Origin of the sequence: Gracilibacillus massiliensis (assembly GCF_001458115.1) — a bacterium.
GTDB classification, from domain to species: domain Bacteria; phylum Bacillota; class Bacilli; order Bacillales; family Amphibacillaceae; genus Gracilibacillus; species Gracilibacillus massiliensis.
Genome location: NZ_CZRP01000012.1, coordinates 431,645 through 454,401 on the forward strand (window position 1 = coordinate 431,645; position 22,757 = coordinate 454,401).

Here is a 22,757-nt window from a genome sequence, read left to right on the forward strand (position 1 = left end):
ATATGACAGAAGAATTGAAAATGATTGATTTACATTTAGAAAATCCGAATGAAGCATTAAGCCTTTTTGGCACAGAAGATCGTCACTTAAAGCAATTAGAAGAACAACTGCAAGTGTCGATTACGTCTCGTGGAGAACAAATAAGTGTATCTGGAAGCAAGACAGATGTCACTGTTATCGAAGAAGTACTAAATGGTTTACTGGCTATCATTCGTAAAGGAATAACGATCACAGAAAGAGATGTGATCTATGCAGTTGATCTTGCCAAAAAAGGAAAGATCAATCAATTAGAAGCATTGTTTGAAGATGAGATTACAAAGAATGCTAATGGTAAATCGATTCGTGTGAAAACGTTAGGTCAACGTCATTACTTACAAACAATGAAGCAAAATGACCTTGTATTCGGAATAGGGCCTGCTGGTACGGGTAAGACGTATTTAGCAGTCGTAATGGCAGTACATGCTTTAAAGAATGGTAAAGTAAAGCGGATCATTCTAACAAGACCAGCAGTAGAAGCTGGAGAAAGTTTAGGCTTTCTTCCAGGGGATTTAAAAGAGAAGGTAGATCCATATTTACGACCCCTCTATGATGCCTTACACGATGTCTTGGGTACAGAACACACGATGCGTTTAATTGAAAGAGGGACGATTGAAATTGCGCCATTAGCATATATGCGTGGGCGTACTTTAGATGATGCATTTGTTATTTTAGATGAAGCTCAAAACACGACAAATGCCCAGATGAAGATGTTTTTAACTCGACTAGGTTTTGGTTCTAAAATGGTCATTACAGGTGACATCACACAAATTGATTTACCAAATGGTGTTCAATCAGGTTTAACTCAAGCAAAAGAAAAGTTAGCAAATATGAAAGGTATTGGAGTTGTTTACTTATCACAATCAGATGTGGTCAGACACCCAATTGTTCAAAAAATTATTGAGGCATATGACAATTAAATAAACATCTGGAAATACTAGAAAACTTGGCGTTTAGCCAAGTTTTCTTCTAATGGAAAAATCATCCAATGAAGGGTGGGGGAATAATGAAAAATCAGAACAAGTGGTCCAAGCAAAAAATAACTTCTTTTTTTAATAATAGTAAAATTCAACTGGTAACTGTGTGTATCGTCGTTATGTCTGTCTTTTTACTAGTTAGTTTTCAAAATGTTCATACTGAAACATATGATATCGAAAAATTTTCAGCAGCGAATGAAACGATACGTTCCCCCATTACCATTGAAAATACCAAAGAAACGGAACGAAGAATTCGAAATGTTGTACAATCGGTAGAAGACCATTTTGAGATTTCAGATGAAGTCACTGAAGAACAAATTACATATATAAATGAAATTTTTGAAGCAATTGAAAAAATCGAAACAGGTAATCTGGAACAAGAATTAGAAGACGAAAAATTTGTCACAATCGGAGATAAAGTAGATTATTTAGAAGAAATTGTTCATGAAGATATCATGATGGAAGTGAATAACGATACATTTATCGCTCTGTTTCAAGCAACTAAAGAAGAACGAGTGTTAGCAAAAGAACTAATTACGACAGCGCTTTATGATGTTTTTCATAATGGAGTTAAAGTAGAAGAGGTGGAGCAAGCTACTAAGACAGCTAAACAAAAATTAACGTATTCTACGTTGGATTACTCATTCGTGCAAGCCCTTCACCCTTTAATTTCTTTTAGTGTAAAAGCAAATGCTTTTTTTTCAGCAGATCAGACAAATGAAGCACAACAGCAGGCACGTGACAGTGTAGAATCCGTTATGATCAGAGCAGGTCAAGTAATTGTTGAGGAAGGTCAATTGATTACCAATGAAATATATGAAGAATTAGAAATTGCAGGACTGTTAAATGAAGAGCGAAATTTTTATCCTATGATCGGATTGCTGATTTTAGTCAGTTTAATCGGTTTATTCTTATTTTTCGAACTGCAACATCATGCACAAAAAACAAACTTTCATTTTCGGAAATTGATCGCTATCGCTGTTTTAAGTGTATTTATTGTCGTCTTAATGAAAGTTGTCAGTCTCTATTCTACAACGAGCAACCCACTATATTTAGTTACACCGCTAGCAACAGTCTCGATGTTACTAAAGATTTTGGTGAATGAAAGAATAGCCATCGTTTTGTCGATCTTTTACGGGATTATTGGTAGTGTGATTTTTAATGCAAATATACCTGGACTGCTAAATATGGAGGCAGGAATATTTATTGTATTTTCACAACTTGCAAGCATTTTCTTCTTGTCAAGTGTGAAAGATAAAAGTACTATCATTAAGAGTGGATTAGGAACAGCGATTATTAATATCGCAACGATCTGTTTATTTTTATTCCTTTCCTTTGAAAATTATTCATGGTTGGATTATTTAATGTATAGTGGTTATGGTTTCATGTCAGCGATTATCGCTACAGTTCTTACAATTGGGATGTTGCCCTTTTTTGAGACAGGACTTGGCATACTTTCAGACACAAAACTTCTTGCTTTATCCAGTCCTAACCAACCATTGTTACGAAAATTGTTAATCGAAGCACCTGGAACCTATCATCATAGTATAATGGTGGCCAACTTAAGCGAAGCATCTTGTGAAGCAATTGGAGCCAATGGACTGTTAGCAAGAGTAGCTGCATACTATCATGACTTGGGGAAAACAGTAAGACCACACTATTTTATTGAAAATCAAATGGGAATGAAAAATCCTCACGATTATCTGGATCCATATCAAAGTGCTGAAATCATTTTACAGCACCCTTCTGATAGTGCTAAGTTATTAAAGAAAGCGAAACTGCCTAGAGAGATTATTGATATCTCTTTACAACATCATGGAACTACTTTATTAAAATATTTCTATTTTAAAGCAAAAGAACGAAATGAAAAAGTATTGGAAGAAGACTTTCGATATGTCGGACCAAAACCTAGATCAAAAGAAGCGGCAGTCGTTTCGTTATGTGATTCGATTGAAGCGGCAGTACGTTCATTAGCAAATCCAAATCAAGCAGAAATTGAAAAGATCGTATCATCGATTTTTGAGGATCGCTTATTAGATGGTCAATTGAATGATAGTACCTTAACATTTAAACAATTAGAACAAATGAAATCGGTCATTTGTGAAACATTAAAAGGAATTTACCATTCGCGTATCCAGTATCCAAAAGAAACTAACATGAAAGAGGCGAGATGAATATGGAAATGGATTTTTATGACGAAACAAAGAAAGTATCAACAGATCACATGAAACTAATAGAAGATTTATTAGCATTTGCAGCGGAACAAGAAAATATTTCACCTGACGCAGAACTTTCCATCTCCTTTGTAGATAATGATGAGATAAAAAAACTAAATAGACAATATCGAGAGATCGATCGACCGACAGATGTTTTATCATTCGCTCTCCAAGAAGGAGAAGAACTAGAAATACTAGGTGCAGATATACCGTTAATGCTCGGAGATATCATTATTTCAGTTGATAAGGCTGAAGAACAAGCAAATGAATATAATCATTCCTTTTCTAGAGAGTTAGGATTTCTAGCGTTACATGGTTTCTTACACTTATTAGGCTATGATCATATGAACAGTGAAGAGGAGAAAAAAATGTTTTTAAGACAAGAGGAGATCTTAAATGGCTTCGGATTATCGCGGGAAAAATAAACTTCACTTTGGTTTGCGTTATGCCCTCAATGGATTAAAAGAAGCAATATTAACGGAACGAAATATAAAGATTCATTTTATTGCTGCACTGGTAGTGTGTGTCTTTGGACTATTTTTACCATTAAGTAATGTCGAATGGGCGATTTTATCTTTAGCAATAGGTGCAGTAATAAGTATGGAAATGATGAATACCGCCTTGGAACGAGCATTAGATCATCTTGAGCCAAGACACCAGACAGCCATCGGTATAGCAAAAGACATTGCTGCGGGTGCCGTTTTCATCACTGCATTGATAGCAATTGTAATAGCATGTTTGATTTTCTTGCCGAAACTATGAGCGTAGTAAGAGATAGAAGCACATTCTAACGAAAGATTACCACTAGTTTTGTCGAATAAATGAAATATTGATGAATATATAGTATTATTGATTATAGAAAGCAACAGGATATATAGCGGAGGAAAAGTTATGGATAACAATTATAAATCAGGATTTGTAGCAATTATTGGACGACCAAATGTGGGTAAATCGACGTTTATGAACCATGTTATTGGACAAAAAATTGCAATTATGAGTGATAAAGCTCAGACAACTAGAAATAAAATACAAGGTGTTTATACGGATGATCAGAAACAAATCGTATTTATTGATACTCCGGGAATCCATAAACCTAAACATAAATTAGGCGACTTTATGGTGAAAATAGCAGAAAACGCTTTAAATGAAGTCGATGCTATTATGTTTATGATCAATGCTGATGAAGGATATGGTCTAGGCGATCAATACATTATCGACCGTTTGCAATCGATTAAAAAACCGGTGTTCTTGGTCATCAATAAGATTGATCTGGTACATCCGGATCAATTGTTGCCACTGATTGAGCAATATAAAGATAAGTATCCGTTTGAGGAAATTATCCCGATATCTGCTCTTGAAGGTAATAATGTCAATCACTTGATGGATGTATTTACTGAACATTTGCCAGAAGGACCACAATATTATCCTGAGGATCAAATCACAGATCATCCGGAACGGTTTATCATAGGTGAATTAATACGAGAAAAAGTGTTACATCTAACAAGGGAAGAGATACCACACTCTGTTGCCGTTGTGATTGACAAAATAGATAATCGAAGTGAAGACGAAAAAGTTTTAGTCCAAGCATCTATTGTAATTGAACGAAAATCCCAAAAAGGCATCATCATAGGCAAACAAGGAAAAATGTTGAAAGATATCGGAAAAAGAGCGAGAATCGATATCGAGCGTCTATTGGGTACCAAAGTATATTTGGAATTGTGGGTGAAAGTACAAGAAAATTGGCGGAATAAACCCCACCAATTGCAAGAATTCGGTTTTAAACAGGATGAATATTAAATGTTAGCTAAGTATGTCTTTGCTTATTAAAGATTTGCCTTACAGTTGTTTTGATACATGGTAAATATTTTTACTAATTGAAATTAGATTTCAGGAAAATCTAATAGTGAACACAATGAAAGATTACCACAAAGAAAGGTGAGGTTTATTGTGATCGACGTACCATGGAAAATATTCAGTCAAACAGGTAATATTGAAGCATACTTATGGATGAAGCAAATGGAAATTGGTGAAGAAATAGTTCAAGATGATGATATAGAGGATCGTTTAATGGAGGATACAAATTTTAACAGTTGAAAGGATACGGTGAAGCTTGTGTTTGAAAAAGTAGAGGGCTTCATTCTTAGAACACAGGATTATGGAGAAACTCATAAAATTGTGACACTATTGACACCAACCCTGGGAAAGGTTGGGGCAATTGCTAGAGGTGCAAAAAAGACAAAAAGTAGAATGGCTGCTATTACGCAGCCATTTATTCATGGTTCCTATTTAATTCAACCTGGTTCCAGCTTAGCTACTATTCAGCAGGGTGAAGTATTAACATCATTTCGTAAAATCAGAGAGGATATTTTTAAGACTGCTTATACGAGTTATCTAGCAGAGTTAACTGACAAGCTGATAGATCCAAAAAAATATAATCCGTTTATTTATAAACAATTATTACATACAGTAGAGTTGATAAATGAAGATAAAGATGCGGAAATTTTATCAATGATTTATGAATGGAAAATGTATAAAGAAGCTGGATTTGCTCCAGTTGTAACTCAATGTGTTTCATGTGGTAATAACCAGGATCTTAAAGCATTTTCGATTACGAATGGTGGTATGTTGTGTAGAAATTGTTTAGCTAAAGATGAAAACAAAGTAGCTCTCACAGAAAAAGTTGCCAAACTCATGGCTATATTTGCGTGGGTGGAAGTCGAGCAAATAGGTAATATTTCTGTAAAGCCTGAAAACAAGGTCATCATTCAACGAATCATGGATCAATACTATGAAGAACATGGTGGTTATTATTTAAAATCAAAGCGTTTTTTAAAACAAATGAATCAGTTAAATGATAAATTATAATTGACAACAGACGTGATGTTTCGTATTATGTAGAAATGAAACGAATATAGATTGCACTGAAGGAGAATAGTACTAATTTTAACTGCTTCAAAGCGAGTTCAGGTTGGTGTGAGCTGAACAAGTAAGAGATTAGGAAGGCGCTCTTGAGCGATTACGTGTATAAAAGTGGTCATCTTGTGAGCCGATGACAAATAGGGTGGAACCGCGGGAGAAAACCCGTCCCTATGTTTTATCAAAGCGATAAAGCATAGGGACGGGTTTTCTATTTTTGATTAGGCAAGAAAGTATAAAAATTCGAGATGTCTAGCTCCGAGCACCCAGAAACTAGGCGACTTCACGAATCGCCCTACGATAAAGAAGACTTGCCGATTGGTGAAACCAGAGGCTTAGTCGCACTTATGCCTTCAGGTGAAAGTCATCATCGGTTCGTAATGGAGGAACATCTGCTAAGTTCGCCTACGTCCTGTAGGCAACACAGATATCAACACTTCCTGTGCAAGTCCGTGATTCCTTTATCTCAGTTGATTCACTCCAGTCTCTACGTTTCTAAACGGGCGCTCTGCGCTTTTCTAATTCTTATATTGGAGGAAAATAGTGATGAATATTCAAGAAATGATCTTAACTTTACAAAAGCATTGGTCTGATCAAAACTGTATTCTAATGCAAGCTTATGATGTCGAAAAAGGGGCAGGGACAATGTCGCCAATGACATTGTTAAGAAGTTTGGGACCGGAACCATGGAATGTGGCATACGTAGAACCATCAAGACGCCCAGCAGATGGTCGGTATGGTCAAAATCCAAACAGACTATATCAACACCATCAATTTCAAGTCATAATGAAACCATCACCAGATAACATTCAGGAATTATACTTAGAGTCTTTAGAGAAATTGGGGATTGATCCAGCACAACATGACATTCGTTTTGTCGAAGATAACTGGGAGAACCCAACATTAGGTGCTGCTGGACTAGGTTGGGAAGTCTGGTTAGACGGAATGGAAATCACACAATTCACCTACTTCCAACAGATCGGTGGACTTGAAGCAAAACCGGTCGCAGTTGAAATCACATATGGTATCGAACGTTTAGCGTCCTATATTCAAGATAAAGAAAATGTGTTTGAATTAGAATGGACAACAGGTGTTACAGTTGGCGATATCTTCTATCAACCCGAATATGAACACTCCACCTATACATTTGAGGAATCGAATACAGATATGCTGTTTGAATTGTTTTCGACTTATGAAGAAGAAGCAAAACGAACTATGGAAAAAGGTTTAGTCTTTCCTGCTTATGATTATGTATTGAAATGTTCTCATACGTTTAATTTATTAGATGCAAAAGGTGTTATCTCTGTAACAGAACGAACCGGTTACATAGGTCGGGTACGGAATCTTGCTAGAGAAATTGCTAAGTTATATGTAGAGGAAAGAGAAAGACTCGGGTACCCGATGTTGAAAGGAGAAGAGACTCGTCATGAAAACAACTAATGTTTTGTTTGAGGTTGGTTTAGAAGAAATGCCAGCACGTTTTATGAATGACACTGAAAAACAGCTTAAAACTAAAACGATCGAATGGTTAAAGGAAATACGTCTAAATTATCAAAAGCTATCAACTTTTATCACTCCAAGAAGATTTGCCGTCTTGATCGAAGGGTTAGATGAAAAACAGGAAGACCAGGAAGAAGAAGCAAAAGGACCATCTGTAAAAATCGCTAAAGATCAAGATGGTAATTGGACAAAAGCAGCTATTGGGTTTTCAAAAGGACAAGGGAAAACTGTCGATGACATCTATCTTAAAGAGATAAAAGGGACAGAATATGTTTTTGTAAATAAATTTTTAGAGGGAAAAACACAAGAAGAACTCTTACCTCAGTTTAAAGACATTATATTCAGTTTGAATTTTCCTAAAAACATGCGTTGGGCCAATCAGAATCTTCGGTTTATTCGCCCGATTAAGTGGCTGGTAGCATTAAGAGATCAAACAGTGATTCCGTTTGATATTACTGGTGTATCGACAAGTAATATTAGTTATGGCCATCGTTTTTTAGGAGAAAAATTTGTAATAGCTAATCCAACAGATTATCAAAGCTTGCTAGAAGAACAATATGTCATTGCAGATACAAAGAAACGGGAAAAAATGATTGTTGATGGTATCCATACAATCGAACAAGAAAAAGGTTGGACAATACCAGTAGACGAAGATTTATTAGAAGAAGTAACACACCTTGTTGAATATCCTACTGTATTTAGCGGTTCATTTAGTGACGAATTTTTGCACATTCCTAAAGAAGTATTAATTACATCTATGAAAGAACATCAACGATATTTCCCGGTACAGTCGCAAGATGAAGATTTACTACCGTATTTTATCGGTGTACGTAATGGTACAGCGGATTATATCGAGACGGTTTCAAGAGGAAATGAAAAAGTATTACGAGCAAGATTACAAGATGCGCAATTTTTCTTTGAAGAAGATCAAAAGCAATCAATTGAAAGTAATCTTAAACATCTAGATCGAATGGTTTTCCAAGAGAATCTAGGAACAATTGCAGATAAAGTGAAAAGAGTAGTAGAAATTGCTACAATCATTGGAAAAGAATTAAATCTGTCTAATCCAGAACAGAAGCAAATAAGACGAGCTGCAAGCATAAGTAAATTTGACCTCGTTACGAATATGGTTACAGAATTTACAGAGTTACAAGGCACAATGGGGCGCAAATATGCAACAATATTTGGAGAAGATGAAGTGGTTGCACAAGCTATTGAAGAGCATTATATGCCAAGAAACGCTCATGATCAATTACCGCAAAGTACAATTGGTTCAGTGGTAAGTATAGCTGACAAAATCGATACCATTGTTGGGTGTTTTTCGGTTGGATTAATTCCGAGCGGGTCACAAGATCCTTATGCGTTAAGACGTCAAGCACAGGGGATCTTACAAATAAATCAACATAATCAGTTAAATATTAATGTAATGGATCTTATTCAACAAGTATTTGCATTATTTGAACAAAATAATATACCTACTTCAGAAAAATCTAACGTATTACAACAATTAGAATCATTTTTTAAACAACGTGCAGCATATATTATGAAAGAAGCAAACATTGAAGCTGATATTATCGATGCATTGCTAGTTAATCCATTATCTGATTTCTCTTATATATTGGAAAAAGGTAAAGTGTTAAAGTCAAAAAGATCAACTATTGATTTCAAAGACAAACAAGAAGCATATGTACGTGTCCTTAGTTTAGCTTCAAAAGCTGAAGGGGATGTGATGGTAGATGTATCGCTTTTTGTGAAAGAAGCAGAAAATAATCTATATAATTCTTATTTAGATGTGAAAGAGGCTTATAACGAAGCGTTAGCAAATAAAGATGCCTTGGCAATTGATTTATTATCGCCACTCGTTAAACCGATTCATCTTTTCTTTGATCATATTATGGTTATGGATAAAGACACGAAGATTCGTGATAACCGATTAGCTTTATTACAAATGATTGCAAATGATGTTAAAAGATATGCTGATTTAACCAAAGTTCAATGGAAGCAAACCCAAGCTTAATCGACCGAGGAGGACATTACTTTCATGGAAAAATCGATAATTTATGTGGTTTCTGATTCGGTCGGTGAAACAGCAGAATTTGTTATTAAGGCAGCTCTCAGCCAATTTATGAGTGAGAATGACTATGATTTATATCGAATTCCCTATGTAGAGAACATTGAAGTATTGCGTGGTGCCGTCTACCACGCTAAACAATTAGGTGCAATGATTGGTTTCACTTTGGTGAGGCCCGAATTCAGAAAATTTCTTATTCAAGAAGCAGCGGAAAAACAAGTGGAATGTGTAGATATAATTGGGCCAATGTTGCAGGCAATGGAAAGAAAATTTCAAATAAAACCGAAAGAAGAACCTGGACTTATTCATAAATTAGATGAAGATTATTTTAGAAGAGTTGAAGCGATTGAGTTTGCTGTCCGTTATGATGATGGGAGAGATCCCAGAGGAGTGGCACAAGCGGACATCGTGTTAATAGGTGTTTCGAGAACATCCAAAACACCACTTTCACAATACTTAGCACATAAACAATTAAAGGTTGCTAATGTGCCGATTGTTCCAGAAGTGGATCCACCTTCATCATTATTTGAAATTCCAGCACACAAGTGTATTGGATTAAGAATTAGTCCTGAGAAATTAAATGGGATAAGAAGAGAACGACTAAAGAGTCTTGGATTAGATGATCAAGCAATTTATGCAAAAGTTGATCGAATTGAGTCGGAGTTGGCGTTTTTTGACAATATTATTAATCAATTAGGTTGTCCTGTAATAGATGTATCACATAAAGCTGTCGAAGAAACTGCAAATATTATATTAAATATGATAAACCAACCGTGTTGGGATCTTCATGATCGACAAATTAATCAATAAAATAAGTTAAGATATTGGTAAATGTTCTAAATCTGTATTATAATAAATATTTGTGAAAATGTTTATAAAGTTAGAAAACTGTATATTACTTATTAATACACAATCAAATATTTTAAAAAATACTGAATTGAAGCAGGATTTTGCAAATTTTTGTAGAAATATTTATGCAGGGACACTTTTACTATTCGACAAAATTTTCGGGTATATTGTGTTTATACCATAAGGGTTAGAGGTATTATTGTAATATAAGAGAAAAGGTAAGCTAGAAAATAAAGGCTATTACCTATACCCACTTTTGAAAAAAATGTCGAAAATTTATAGTGTTAGATAGGAAGAAATGGTGATAGCTAATGGCCAATCAAATGTCGGATGAAACGATAGAGTCAATCCGTCAGTCAAACGATGTCGTTGATATTGTTGGAGAATATGTACAGCTAAAGAAACAGGGACGTAATTATTTCGGACTTTGCCCATTTCATTCAGAAAACACACCATCATTTTCAGTAAATCAAGAGAAGCAAATATACCATTGCTTCGGCTGTGGAAAAGGTGGAAATATCATTACTTTTATAATGGAATTGGAAGGGTTCACCTTTCAACAAACGATCCATTATTTAGCTGAAAAGTCTGGCCAGCCAATTCCAGAATTAAAACAATCCAATCAAAATGCTCCTAACAGTGAGGAACAATCTACTTTAGAGGCATATCAATGGTTAACAAAACTATATCATCATTTATTAGGTCATTCTAAAGATGGAAAGAAAGCTTTAGCATATTTACACGAAAGAGGATTTTCTGATGAAGTAATCGATCGATTTCAGATAGGTTATTCACCGACCTCTAAAGACTTTGTTGCACAATTTTTAGAAAATAAAGGCTTTCATAAGCAAGTAATGGCTAATGCGGGTATCTTGACAACCAATGCTGGTGGGGAGTATTTCGATCGCTTTCAAGGAAGAGTAATTTTTCCAATAAGAAATCATCTTGGAAAGACAATTGGTTTTGGTGGTAGGACAATATCAGGTCAAGAACCAAAATATCTCAACAGTCCGGAATCTTCCCTGTTTAGAAAAAGTAAGCTACTTTACAATTTTGATATTGCTAGAAGTGAGATCCGAAAAAAAGGTGAAGTTATCCTTTTTGAAGGATATGCTGATGTAATTGCCGCACATCAGGCCGATGTGGTGAATGGTGTAGCGTCATTGGGGACATCTCTTACTGACACACATGCATCTCTATTAAGGAGATATGTAGATACAGTATTAATTTGTTATGATGGTGATAATGCTGGACAAAGTGCAACATATAAAGCTATTAAATTATTAAGAAAAGTAGGCTGTACAATTAAAGTGGCTGCATTACCGCATAATTATGATCCTGATCAATTCATTCAAGAATATGGAAAAGAAAAGTTTAAGTCTCAAGTTATAGAAGCAGCCGATACAGAAATGACCTTCATTAAGAGATATTTAAAAAAAGATTTTAATTTAAATCTTGAAGGAGATCGACTGCAATATGTAGAAAAAGTAATAGAAGAAATAGCCATGCTTAATAGTTCGATTGAACGAGATCATTATCTTCGTGAATTGGCGGAAGAATTTAAGTTATCCTTTGAGGCATTAACACAGGAATTAATGTCTCGAATGCGAAATGTTACAAAAAATGATGATAACAGTCAAAGGTTTGGTAATACTAATGGTGGAAATCAACAAAAATATCCAAAGAAACAAAAACAACAGCTATCTAAGGCTTTTCAAAATGCGGAACGTCGGTTATTAGCTTATATGCTTCAGAACCCTCAGATTGCAGAAAGAGTGAAAGAAAGCATAGGGTCTCAATTTAATATAGAACAACATCAAATAATTGTCACTCATTTATATGGATTTTATGAAGATGGTAATGAAGCCGATTCAAGTCGGTTTATCTCTTATTTAGATGATGTAAACCTCCAACAAACGGTTGTAGAGTTATCAATGATGGACAATTCTTGGGAAATGACCGAAAAAGAGCTTCAGGATTATATCCATATTATTCAATCAGAGCAAACAGATAGCGCAAAAATCGGTCAATTGCAGAGTAAAATGAAGGATTTAGAAAAAACAGATCCAAAAGAAGCAGCTAAAGTGGCAATGGAAATTATAAAAATAAAACAACAATCGAAAAATGGAGTTAGTTTTTGAAAGGAGGGGCACTCATGGCAGAAAATAAACCATCACGTTCTAAAGAAACAGAATTAACTGTCGATCAAGCAAAGGATCAATTGTTAGAAATAGGGAAGAAGCGTGGTGTCTTAGCATATGAGGAAGTAGCAGAAAGAATGTCTATTTTTGAATTAGAATCGGATCAAATGGACGAATTTTATGAGTACCTAAATGAACAAGGTGTTGAAGTAATAGGTGATTCAGATAATGACCCAACAATGCAACAGCTCTCAAAAGAGGAAGAATTTGACTTGAACGACTTAAGTGTTCCTTTAGGGATCAAAATAAATGATCCAGTAAGAATGTATCTAAAGGAAATTGGTCGTGTTGATTTGTTATCAGCTTCTGAGGAGATTGAGCTAGCCAAAAAAATTGAAGAAGGCGATGAATACTCGAAGAAACGATTAGCGGAAGCAAACCTTCGTCTAGTTGTAAGTATAGCGAAACGCTATGTGGGTCGCGGTATGTTATTTTTAGACCTTATTCAAGAAGGAAACATGGGACTGATCAAAGCAGTAGAAAAATTCGATTTCCGTAAAGGGTTTAAATTTAGTACCTATGCAACCTGGTGGATCCGTCAAGCGATAACAAGAGCTATTGCGGACCAAGCGAGAACCATTCGTATTCCAGTGCACATGGTAGAAACAATCAATAAGTTAATTCGGGTTCAGCGACAGTTACTACAAGATCTAGGACGTGAACCAACTCCTGAGGAAATTGCGAAGGATATGGAACTAACACCTGATAAAGTTCGAGAAATTCTTAAAATTGCTCAGGAACCCGTATCACTCGAAACACCAATCGGTGAAGAAGATGATTCACACCTAGGTGATTTTATCGAAGATCAAGAAGCGACTTCTCCTTCCGATCATGCTGCCTATGAATTGTTAAAAGAACAGTTAGAAGATGTACTGGATACATTAACAGACAGAGAAGAAAATGTCTTGCGGTTACGTTTTGGCTTGGATGATGGTAGGACTAGAACACTTGAAGAGGTTGGTAAGGTGTTTGGCGTTACTCGTGAACGAATTCGTCAAATAGAAGCTAAGGCACTTCGTAAATTACGCCACCCAAGTCGAAGCAAACGTTTAAAAGATTTCTTAGAATAAACTCGAAGTCTAAAAGAACGAAATGAACTATCTTCTTCTCAGAAGATAGTTCATTTGAATTTGAATAGAACATATTTGTTTTATGAAAAATTTTTATCCTTTTAAAAGTTTCACAAATAATCCGATATAAGGATTAAAGTGAATAGACTTGGAGATGGTAGGCATGGATGAAGATCGTAAAAAAATAATTATACAGGAGATCAATTACTGGAAGGACCATCACTTGTTACCAAACCAATACTGTGATTTTTTATTAGCACTTTATACAGAAGGTGAAGGAGCAAATGATGAAAAAAAAGATAATAAACAAACAGCATATTATTTATTATTTTATTTTTTTGATACCTTATTAATATTATTTCCGGTTTTGTTATTTCAGTTAACGAATAACATTATTGTACAAGTTATTGGTATCGTTATCACTTTAGCAATAGCGCTTATGATGACAACTGTTTTTAAACGGTATAAGGATTTACAGGAATCGTTTGCCGTTATGATATTTTTTGTTGTATTCTTATTTTCCTCAATGATGCTGATAAATGAATATATTGGTTATTCATGGATTACCTATAGTTGGATTCTTATAAATAGTTTATCATGGATACTATTTGGAAAAATAAAGAAACAGTTTTTTTTACAGATCGCAGGTGTTTTTGTTCTGATTATCTTGACTATTATGGTTGGTTTTCAATATTTTTAGTCAATTTATTGAATTTTGAGGACAATCTCTTTTCTAATTGATCAATATGAAGTAAAATAAAGATGGTTTTTATTATACATAATAATAGAATATGTTGGATAATAGTTGATTCCAACACGATGTGGAACTGAAGGAGGAAAAGTAAATGAAAAGGAATCCGATTATACCATTTGCACTTATTGCGGTTCTTGGGATTTTAGCGATGATTATTTTTTCTGTAGTTGGTCTAAATGAACAAGAAAAAATTGCAAACCCTGATGAAGGTGGAGAAGAAGTAACGATAGAAGATGCAGAAGAAATCTCTCAAAGCTGTATTGGTTGTCACGGTGGTGACTTAGAAGGTGGAAGTGGACCTAGTCTTCAGGATGTGGGAAGCAAATATAGTCAAGAAGAAGTGTATGACATCATTGTAAATGGTATTGAAGGAACATCTATGCCAGGTGGAGTAGTAACTAATGAAGAAGCTGAAGTGTTAGCTGAATGGTTAGTAGAAGGACAAGAATAGAAAGTAGAAAGCTTTCTGCGAGATGCAGGAGGCTTTTTTCATATAGAAAGGAAGAACACGATGCTTTCAAATCGTTTAAAACAACTTGCGAATTATCTGAAAGAACCAATCAACTTTGCTGATATTGGATCAGACCATGCATATTTACCATGCTATGTGTGTCAGCAACACCCAACTGCAAAAGCAATTGCAGGTGAAATTAACCAAGGACCTTTTGAAAGAGCAAGGCAGACAGTGTTAGAATATCAATTAATGGATCAAGTTGATGTTAGAAAAGGTAATGGGCTATCGGTAATTGAGCCAGGAGAAGTGCAGCAAGTGACCATTGCAGGTATGGGTGGGAAATTAATTCGCACTATCTTAGAAGAAGGAGAAGCGAAATTAACAGGGGTTCATCGCCTAATTCTGCAACCTAATATCGATGCACAAATTGTAAGAAGATGGCTAGTGAAAAAACAATACAAAATAACTGCCGAGGAAATTATAGATGAAGATGGCTATATCTATGAGATTATTGCAGCAGATCTAGCTAAGGAGAAGCAAAATCTTACAGAAAAAGAATTATTATTTGGTCCTTTTCTTTTAAAAGAATGTAATCAAGTATTTCGACAAAAATGGGCACATGAAAAAGATAAACGCCTAAAATTAATAGAACAAATGAAACAAGCTTCTCAACCACCGATGGATAAGATTAATTTATTGGAGAAACAATTAAATTGGATCGAGGAGGTTTTAACAAGTGACAACGGTTAAACAAGTGATAAAACTTTTTGAACAATGGGTACCAACCAATTTGGCAGAATCATGGGATAATGTTGGCTTACAAGTCGGTGATAAAAACCAGCAAGTAAAAAAAGTGTTGATTACTTTAGATGTGGTTGATTCTGTAGTGGAAGAAGCGATCGAAACAAACGTTGATTTTATTATTGCTCACCATCCTTTATTATTTAAAGGGTTAAAAGAAATTAATTTCAGTGATCCAAAAGGACGTGTGATTCAAAAGCTAATTAAACATAATATTTCTGTTTATGCTGCACATACGAATTTAGATGTAGTAAAGGCAGGAGTAAACGATCTCTTAGCTGAAAAATTAGAGATTGAAAATTGTAAAGTGTTATTACCGACTGTTGAAGATAACTTATATAAATTTATTGTATATGTACCAAGCACACATATTGAAAAGCTAACTAGTGCCATTGGTGAAGCAGGTGCAGGTCATATTGGAGATTATAGTCATTGCAGTTTTCGTTCACAAGGTGAAGGCGCCTTTAAACCATTGGAAGGAACAAACCCTTTCATAGGAAAGCAAGGAGAAATTGAAAAAGTAGAAGAATTCAAATTAGAAACAATCATAAAAAAATCGCAACTTTCCAATGTATTACAGGCTGCAAAGAAAGCCCATCCGTATGAAGAAATGGCTTACGATTTAGTTCCTTTAGAAAATAAAGGTAACGTACAAGGTTTAGGGAGAATTGGAAAACTAAAGCAACCGGTCAGCCTTGAGAAATATTGTGAATTAGTGAAAGAGAAGCTTCAAATTTCTTCTTTGAGATTTGTTGGTGACCCACAAGCGATCATTAAAAAGGTGGCTGTTCTTGGCGGTAGTGGTAAAGGCTATATTGATGTTGCTAAAAATGCTGGAGCAGATTTATATATTACAGGTGACTTGACGTTCCATGAGGCACAAGACGCGGAGCAAGCCGGACTTTGTTTAATAGACCCTGGCCACCATGTCGAAGAAGTAATGAAAGAAGGAGTTCGAAAATACTTACTTGAAAATATCAACGTCTTACCAGAAAAAATAGAAATAGAAATATCCAACCATTCAACAGACCCATTTAAGTATAAATAACAGCTTTATTGTAATTTAAAGTAATGAACATATAAACTAAACTGCGAAGTAACTGTACTGTTCACTTTGAAATTTTGATGAGTGGAATGCAAAAGCTCCGTCCATTTACTTCGCTTTCTGCGGGCGTCACCTCAGCCTCCTCAGAAAAGCAAAGAACGCTTTTCCTGCGGGGTCTTCGGAAGACGCTGATCCCGCAAGAGTCTACGTAAATGGACTGCGCTTCAATAACGATCTACAACTTAAGTAACAGCTAGAATATTGATATTACAGCTTATTTCATCGTTCTTGACCAGAGATCTGTTCAAAGCGGAGGAAAAATGCGACACTCCTGGGGAACAGCACGAGCTGAAGATCCACTTGGTAAAGTGTTTTTCTTTACCAAGTTAGCTGAAGCCGTGCCCCCGGAAAGGGAGTGTTTTTCCGTAGCGCTGGTAATCCACTTATCATTATCCTTTACGTGAAGGAGTTTTCATTAGTTCACAGTTAGTGTCTACTAACTAAAAGAGTATCAATTTGTACACTACAAATTGATACTCTTTTATGGTTTATTTTGCTTTTACTTTTGGTAGTATCTTTTCTTTTTTTACCTTTGAAGTTATATCCCATGTTTCGGAATCATTGGGATCAAATTGTTCGATAAATTTGATTACTTCTTTAGCGATGGGTGTTGGAGTTGATGCACCAGCGGTAACTGCAACTTTGTTGACTCCTTCTAGCCATTCAAGGTTTATTTCCGATATATCCGCAATTCGATATGCTTGTGTACCAGCCTTCTCCTTTGATACTTGTGCTAGACGCTCGGAATTATTACTTCGCGGATCACCTACGACTAAAGTTAAATCTGCATCTTTTGCTTGTTCTGCAACTGCTTCCTGGCGTACTTGAGTTGCCATGCAAATTTCTTGTTCCATTTCGGTTTGAGGGTACTTTTCTTGCACTTTTAACATGACATCATAGACATCCCACTGACTCATCGTCGTTTGATTTGTCACTAGAATCTTTTCAGATGACAAATCTAACGTATCTACGTCTTCTTGAGTTTGAATGAGGTGTACATGTTCAGGTGCCACCCCAACAGCTCCTTCAGGTTCAGGATGCCCTTTTTTTCCGATATAAACTATTTCATAATTTTCTTTTACTTTCTCACGTATTAAATCATGTGTTCGTGTAACATCCGGACATGTTGCGTCTAATACTGTAAGTCCTTTTTCTTCTGCTCTTTTCTTCACTTCTGGTGAGACACCATGTGCCGTAAAAATAACGGTACCATCTGAAATTTCTTCTAATAACTCTGAGCGATTTTTGCCATCAAGTGTATATACCCCTTGTTCTTCAAAGGCGTTGGTTACGTGTGAATTATGAACAATCATACCAAGAATATATATAGGACGAGGTAGATTGGGATCCTTTACTGCATTTGCAGCAATAACCATTGCGTCAACAACACCATAGCAATAGCCTCTAGGTGCGATCTTAATTACTTCCATTCTGGTTCCCCCTCTGTACTTTCTATTAGAGATCAAGTAAAATGTTAAATAGTGGACTCAAATTTGTCCAATACTTACATTATAAAGGTATTTGGCACAATTGACAAAGATATTTGTTAGTTAGAAGGAGATTAACATGGAAAAACATTTATTTAGACAGTACGCATTAAATGATTGGATGAACGAGGTAATCGGTCAGTTGAATTTCTATGAACCAACACCAATCCAAAAAAAAGTCATTCCAGAAGCATTAAAAGGTAAAGATATAATAGGACAATCTGAGACAGGATCAGGAAAAACACATGCATTTTTGATCCCATTATTGAATCAATTAGATCCTGCCAAATCGCAAACACAAATCATTTTAACTGCTCCTACCAGAGAGTTAGCGATACAAATATATGATGAAGTAAAGAAAATCATGCGTTTTTCTGAAAATGAAGATCATTGGCGAACGAAATTAATTATAGGTGGTACAGACAAAAAAAGAATGATCGAAAAAATGAAAGAGCCACCACACATTGTCGTTGGTACTCCAGGTCGGATTTTGGACTTGATTCAAGAGGGTGTCCTTGATATATATGCAGCTCGATCTTTTGTTATCGATGAAACAGACCTTATGTTAGAACTAGGTTTAATTGAAGAGATTGACCGTATTTTAACGAATGCGGACCCTAAAATACAAGTGATGGTTTTTTCTGCTACAATTCCAGAAAAGTTGCAACCATTTCTAAAAAAGTACTTAAACTCTCCAGTATATATTAAAATGGATGATCGCTTAGCACCAGAGAATCTTGAACATCGCTTGATTGCTTTAAAACATCGGGAACCAGCTGATGTAATTAATGATATAACGATAGTAATCCAACCTTATTTAGCCATTATCTTCACTAACGGTAAAGAAAATGCGAATAAATTAGCTGAACAACTTCAAACAAAGGGAATAAATGTAGGCTTAATACATGGGGGTCTTAATCAACGTGAAAGAAAGAGAGTACTGAAAGAGATACAACAATTGAAATATCAGTATATCGTTGCCACAGACCTAGCAGCAAGAGGTATCGATATTAAGGGTGTTAGCCATGTTATTAATGCCGAATTACCAAAAGAGGAAGCTTTTTATATTCACCGTGTAGGTAGAACTGCTAGAGCGGGTATGGAAGGTACTGCAATAAATCTTTATCAAGAAGATGATCTACACCTCGTTCAAAAATTAGAAAAGAAAGGTCTCACCTTTACTTTTTATGATGTGGTAAATGGTGAATGGCGAGAAGCAAAAGCTTGGAACGTGAGACAAAAACGTGAAAAGCAAGAAAATGAAGTAGAAAAAAAGGCATGGCAACAAGTTAAAAAGCCAAAAAAAGTCAAACCAGGTTATAAGAAAAAAATGAAAAATCAACAACAAAAAGTGAAAAGGAAAATGCAACGAAACAATTTTAAAAAATAGATAAAGGGGAGAGATATAATGCTTAAAATAGGTTCACATGTTTCTATGAGTGGAAAAAAGATGTTGTTAGGTTCGAGTGAAGAAGCCGTGTCGTACGGCTCAACTGCGTTAATGATTTATACAGGTGCTCCACAAAACACAAGGAGAAAGCCAATCGAGGATTTAAATATTGGAGCAGGTCGTAAGCATATGGAGGAACATGGTATTTCAGATGTTGTGGTACATGCACCATACATCATTAATATCGGAAATACTGTAAAGAAGGAAACATTTGAGTTAGGGACAAGCTTTCTAAAAAGTGAAATTGATCGTACAGAAGCAATTGGGGCAAAACAAATTGTTTTACACCCTGGAGCTCATGTAGGTGAAGGTGTAGATAAAGGTATCGCGAAGATCATTGAAGGGTTAAATGAAGTACTAGATCCGAAACAAGACGTTCAAATCGCATTAGAAACAATGGCAGGAAAAGGTACGGAAATTGGTCGTTCATTCGACGAGCTTGCTCGAATAATTGATGGTGTGACACATAATGAAAAACTATCGATTTGTTTGGATACTTGTCACGTCCATGATGCAGGTTATTCAATTGTTGATGACTTTGATGGTGTTTTAAACGAATTCGATAAGATCATCGGTGTAGATCGTTTAAAGGTTGTACACATTAACGATAGTAAGAATGTCCAAGGAGCGGGAAAAGACCGACACGAGAACATCGGATTTGGTCATATTGGATTTGATACGATTCACAAAATTGTTCATCACAAACAACTTTCTGATCTACCTAAAATTTTGGAAACACCTTATGTTGGAGAAGATAAGAAAAATAAAAAACCTCCATATAAATTTGAAATAGAAATGTTAAAAAACGGTTCCTTCATAACAGATCTAAAAGAACAAATTGTTAATCAATAATATAATAAACGGATAACTAGTATTGATCCGAGAATAGAATAAACAAAAGTAGGACAATTCGACATTATCTTTGAAGTAATTATGAGATATTATATGTGCTTTACAATCGCTCCGGCTTGTCAGCTTCCCTTTCCGCGGGTTTTTCTCCTCAGGTGCGGCCGAGCATAGGTCGTAACATATAGCGGGTGGGATTCCCGCCAAGTAAGAACTAGCCAATCACTTGTAGCGAGTCTTGGAGGGCAAGTGGTAACACATTGCCTTTAAGCGTAGACAGTTAGGTAACGGGCCGGAAAGCCCTAGTGGCTGAGGGATAGAGCTCTGAAATAAAACCAAAGCTGAGAAGGTCGATGTGTTCTGAGGCATAGAAGGCAACAATAGGATTCTCGTTAAAGGCGAGAGAATGCTATCTTCTCCGGAGTCGAAGACCCTGGCACGTTACACATTGATATGTTGCGGTAACTCGGGAGGTCCTTTAGGTCTTTCGGATAAAGAAAGTAATGACGAACAAGCGATAATAAAGTGAGGGCTGTCAAATGCCTAAAGGAAGTCGGATAACGGCGTAGTACTGATGAAGTTGGGTAATGCCGATGGAGGAAAGGCCGTTACCTGTCATCACCCTTGATAGAGAAACATAATCCATACCCAGAGGTGGAACGTATTATGGAAACGAAACTTAATAGGATAACAGAATTAGCAAAATCGGATAAGAACCTTGTCTTTAATTCTCTCGTACATTTACTAAATGAAAGTAACTTGAAACAGTGCCATTACCAATTACCGAAAGGTAAAGCAACCGGTGTGAATGGCACTACCAAAGAAATGTACGAAGCGAATTTAGACCAAAACATCAAAGGCCTAGTGAAACGAATGAAGAGAAAGGCTTATCGACCGATTCCGGTCAAGCGTTCTTACATTGACAAGCCGGGTTCCAACAAGAAACGGCCACTAGGTATCCCCGAACATGAAGATAAGATCGTTCAAATGGGTATTACGAAGATTTTGAATGCCATTTATGAAAATGATTTTCTCGATTGTTCCTTCGGTTTTCGTCCGAATAGAAACTGCCATGATGCATTAAAGATTTTAAATGTATACATGGAACAACGGAAAACCAATTATATAGTAGATGCGGATATCAAAGGATTCTTTGATCATGTGAGTCATGATTGGATGATGAAGTTTCTTCGCCATCGTATCAATGACCCCAACTTACTTCGTATTATCGCTCGATTTCTAAAAGGTGGTTATATGGAAGAGGGGAAATTTATCGATACAGACCGGGGAACCCCGCAAGGGGGTATCATTTCTCCGGTTCTAGCGAATATCTATCTTCATTATGTGTTGGATCTATGGTTTGAGAAAGCAGTAAAGAAACAATGTAAGGGTCAAGCCTACATGGTTCGCTATGCGGATGACTTTGTGTGTTGTTTCCAATACAAAGAAGATGCCAACCGATTCTACACGAATCTGATTCAAAGGTTACGTAAGTTTCATCTAGAAATTGCAGAGGATAAAACGAAGATTATCTCGTTTGGTCCTTATGCCTGGAAAGATGCAAAGCGTGACGGAAAGAAGAAACCATCTACGTTCGATTTTCTTGGCTTTACGCACTATTGTAGTAAAAGCAAGAAAGGTAATTACCGTGTAAAACGGAAAAGTAGTAAGAAGAAAGTCCGGGCCAAGATTAAACAACATAAAGCTTGGTTAAAAGCAAATCGAACGAGGGATATTCAAGACATCATGCGCCGAATCCAACAATCGCTAGTGGGCTACTATAATTATTATTGTATCACGGATAATGCTCACGAAGTCCACTATTTTCTGCGTTGTATAAAAAATTTACTATTTAAATGGATGAATCGAAGGAGTCAACGAAAATCCTTCAGTTGGGAGAAGTTTGAATTATTTTTGGTGAAATATCCATTACCAAATCCGAGAACGAAAACGAACATATATGACTTGAGACGGCATATATCGTATATTCTGTGAAAGGTGATAGGAAGAGCCGTGTGCGTGAA

At 35.8% G+C, this 22,757-nt stretch carries 20 protein-coding genes and 1 other annotated feature; of the genes, 19 read left to right on the top strand and 1 reads right to left on the bottom strand.

Annotated features, from left to right (window positions below; translation table 11 throughout):
- The first annotated feature begins 2 nt into the window (after positions 1-2).
- The 16 genes from BN3107_RS09615 to BN3107_RS09685 all read left to right on the top strand — a co-directional run bounded on the left by BN3107_RS09615 (position 3) and on the right by BN3107_RS09685 (position 16,893).
- Complete coding sequence (locus tag BN3107_RS09615; protein WP_058307413.1) at positions 3-956, top strand: PhoH family protein; 954 nt, start codon at positions 3-5, stop codon at positions 954-956.
- 86 nt (positions 957-1,042) lie between these two features.
- Entirely contained in the window at positions 1,043-3,187 is a 2,145-nt protein-coding gene (locus tag BN3107_RS09620) for an HD family phosphohydrolase (protein WP_058307414.1), read from the top strand.
- A 2-nt stretch (positions 3,188-3,189) separates the two neighbouring features.
- Positions 3,190-3,654, top strand: coding sequence for an rRNA maturation RNase YbeY (gene ybeY / locus BN3107_RS09625; protein ID WP_058307415.1), 465 nt, complete (start codon positions 3,190-3,192; stop codon positions 3,652-3,654).
- Positions 3,626-3,991, top strand: coding sequence for a diacylglycerol kinase family protein (locus BN3107_RS09630; protein WP_058307416.1), 366 nt, complete (start codon positions 3,626-3,628; stop codon positions 3,989-3,991). Before ybeY ends, BN3107_RS09630 begins: the two co-directional genes overlap by 29 nt.
- A 129-nt stretch (positions 3,992-4,120) precedes the next feature.
- Positions 4,121-5,026 carry a GTPase Era gene (gene era / locus BN3107_RS09635; protein WP_058307417.1) on the top strand — a complete coding sequence of 302 codons (906 nt, stop codon included), beginning with the start codon at positions 4,121-4,123 and terminating at the stop codon, positions 5,024-5,026.
- A 150-nt stretch (positions 5,027-5,176) separates the two neighbouring features.
- Entirely contained in the window at positions 5,177-5,323 is a 147-nt protein-coding gene (locus BN3107_RS19395) for a YqzL family protein (protein ID WP_077065092.1), read from the top strand.
- Between the two features lie 18 nt (positions 5,324-5,341).
- Positions 5,342-6,094, top strand: a complete 753-nt coding sequence (gene recO / locus BN3107_RS09640; protein WP_058307954.1) for a DNA repair protein RecO — start codon at positions 5,342-5,344, stop codon at positions 6,092-6,094.
- 47 nt (positions 6,095-6,141) lie between these two features.
- Positions 6,142-6,321, top strand: a binding site (T-box leader).
- 370 nt (positions 6,322-6,691) lie between these two features.
- A complete protein-coding gene (glyQ, locus tag BN3107_RS09645) occupies positions 6,692-7,585 on the top strand; it encodes a glycine--tRNA ligase subunit alpha (protein ID WP_058307418.1) in 894 nt (297 codons plus the stop codon).
- Positions 7,572-9,662 (top strand): glycine--tRNA ligase subunit beta, encoded by a 2,091-nt coding sequence (gene glyS / locus BN3107_RS09650; protein ID WP_058307419.1) that lies wholly within the window; start codon positions 7,572-7,574, stop codon positions 9,660-9,662. Before glyQ ends, glyS begins: the two co-directional genes overlap by 14 nt.
- A gap of 24 nt (positions 9,663-9,686) precedes the next feature.
- Complete coding sequence (locus BN3107_RS09655; protein WP_058307420.1) at positions 9,687-10,526, top strand: pyruvate, water dikinase regulatory protein; 840 nt, start codon at positions 9,687-9,689, stop codon at positions 10,524-10,526.
- A 350-nt stretch (positions 10,527-10,876) separates the two neighbouring features.
- Complete coding sequence (gene dnaG / locus BN3107_RS09660; protein WP_058307421.1) at positions 10,877-12,706, top strand: DNA primase; 1,830 nt, start codon at positions 10,877-10,879, stop codon at positions 12,704-12,706.
- A 14-nt stretch (positions 12,707-12,720) separates the two neighbouring features.
- Positions 12,721-13,836: an RNA polymerase sigma factor RpoD gene (gene rpoD / locus BN3107_RS09665; RefSeq protein ID WP_058307422.1), complete on the top strand. Its 1,116-nt coding sequence runs from the start codon at positions 12,721-12,723 to the stop codon at positions 13,834-13,836.
- A 163-nt stretch (positions 13,837-13,999) separates the two neighbouring features.
- The gene (locus BN3107_RS09670) at positions 14,000-14,536 is read left to right on the top strand and encodes a hypothetical protein (RefSeq protein ID WP_058307423.1); all 537 of its coding nucleotides are present in this window, start codon (positions 14,000-14,002) and stop codon (positions 14,534-14,536) included.
- A 145-nt stretch (positions 14,537-14,681) separates the two neighbouring features.
- On the top strand, positions 14,682-15,041 hold the full coding sequence (gene cccA / locus BN3107_RS09675; RefSeq protein WP_058307424.1) for a cytochrome c550: 360 nt from the start codon (positions 14,682-14,684) through the stop codon (positions 15,039-15,041).
- Positions 15,042-15,101: 60 nt separating this feature from the next.
- Complete coding sequence (locus BN3107_RS09680) at positions 15,102-15,794, top strand: tRNA (adenine(22)-N(1))-methyltransferase (protein ID WP_058307425.1); 693 nt, start codon at positions 15,102-15,104, stop codon at positions 15,792-15,794.
- Complete coding sequence (locus BN3107_RS09685; protein WP_058307426.1) at positions 15,781-16,893, top strand: Nif3-like dinuclear metal center hexameric protein; 1,113 nt, start codon at positions 15,781-15,783, stop codon at positions 16,891-16,893. The genes BN3107_RS09680 and BN3107_RS09685 overlap by 14 nt, the downstream gene beginning before the upstream one ends.
- Positions 16,894-17,438: 545 nt before the next feature.
- Here the strand turns inward: BN3107_RS09685 and BN3107_RS09690 are convergent.
- Positions 17,439-18,380, bottom strand: coding sequence for a 4-hydroxy-3-methylbut-2-enyl diphosphate reductase (locus BN3107_RS09690; RefSeq protein WP_058307427.1), 942 nt, complete (start codon positions 18,378-18,380; stop codon positions 17,439-17,441).
- Between the two features lie 136 nt (positions 18,381-18,516).
- Here BN3107_RS09690 and BN3107_RS09695 point away from each other — a divergent pair, with 136 nt between their 5' ends.
- From BN3107_RS09695 to ltrA, 3 genes are all read left to right on the top strand, one after another.
- The gene (locus BN3107_RS09695; RefSeq protein ID WP_058307428.1) at positions 18,517-19,827 is read left to right on the top strand and encodes a DEAD/DEAH box helicase; all 1,311 of its coding nucleotides are present in this window, start codon (positions 18,517-18,519) and stop codon (positions 19,825-19,827) included.
- 18 nt (positions 19,828-19,845) lie between these two features.
- Entirely contained in the window at positions 19,846-20,739 is an 894-nt protein-coding gene (locus tag BN3107_RS09700; RefSeq protein WP_058307429.1) for a deoxyribonuclease IV, read from the top strand.
- A 660-nt stretch (positions 20,740-21,399) separates the two neighbouring features.
- Complete coding sequence (ltrA, locus tag BN3107_RS09705; protein WP_058307430.1) at positions 21,400-22,728, top strand: group II intron reverse transcriptase/maturase; 1,329 nt, start codon at positions 21,400-21,402, stop codon at positions 22,726-22,728.
- Positions 22,729-22,757 lie beyond the last annotated feature (29 nt).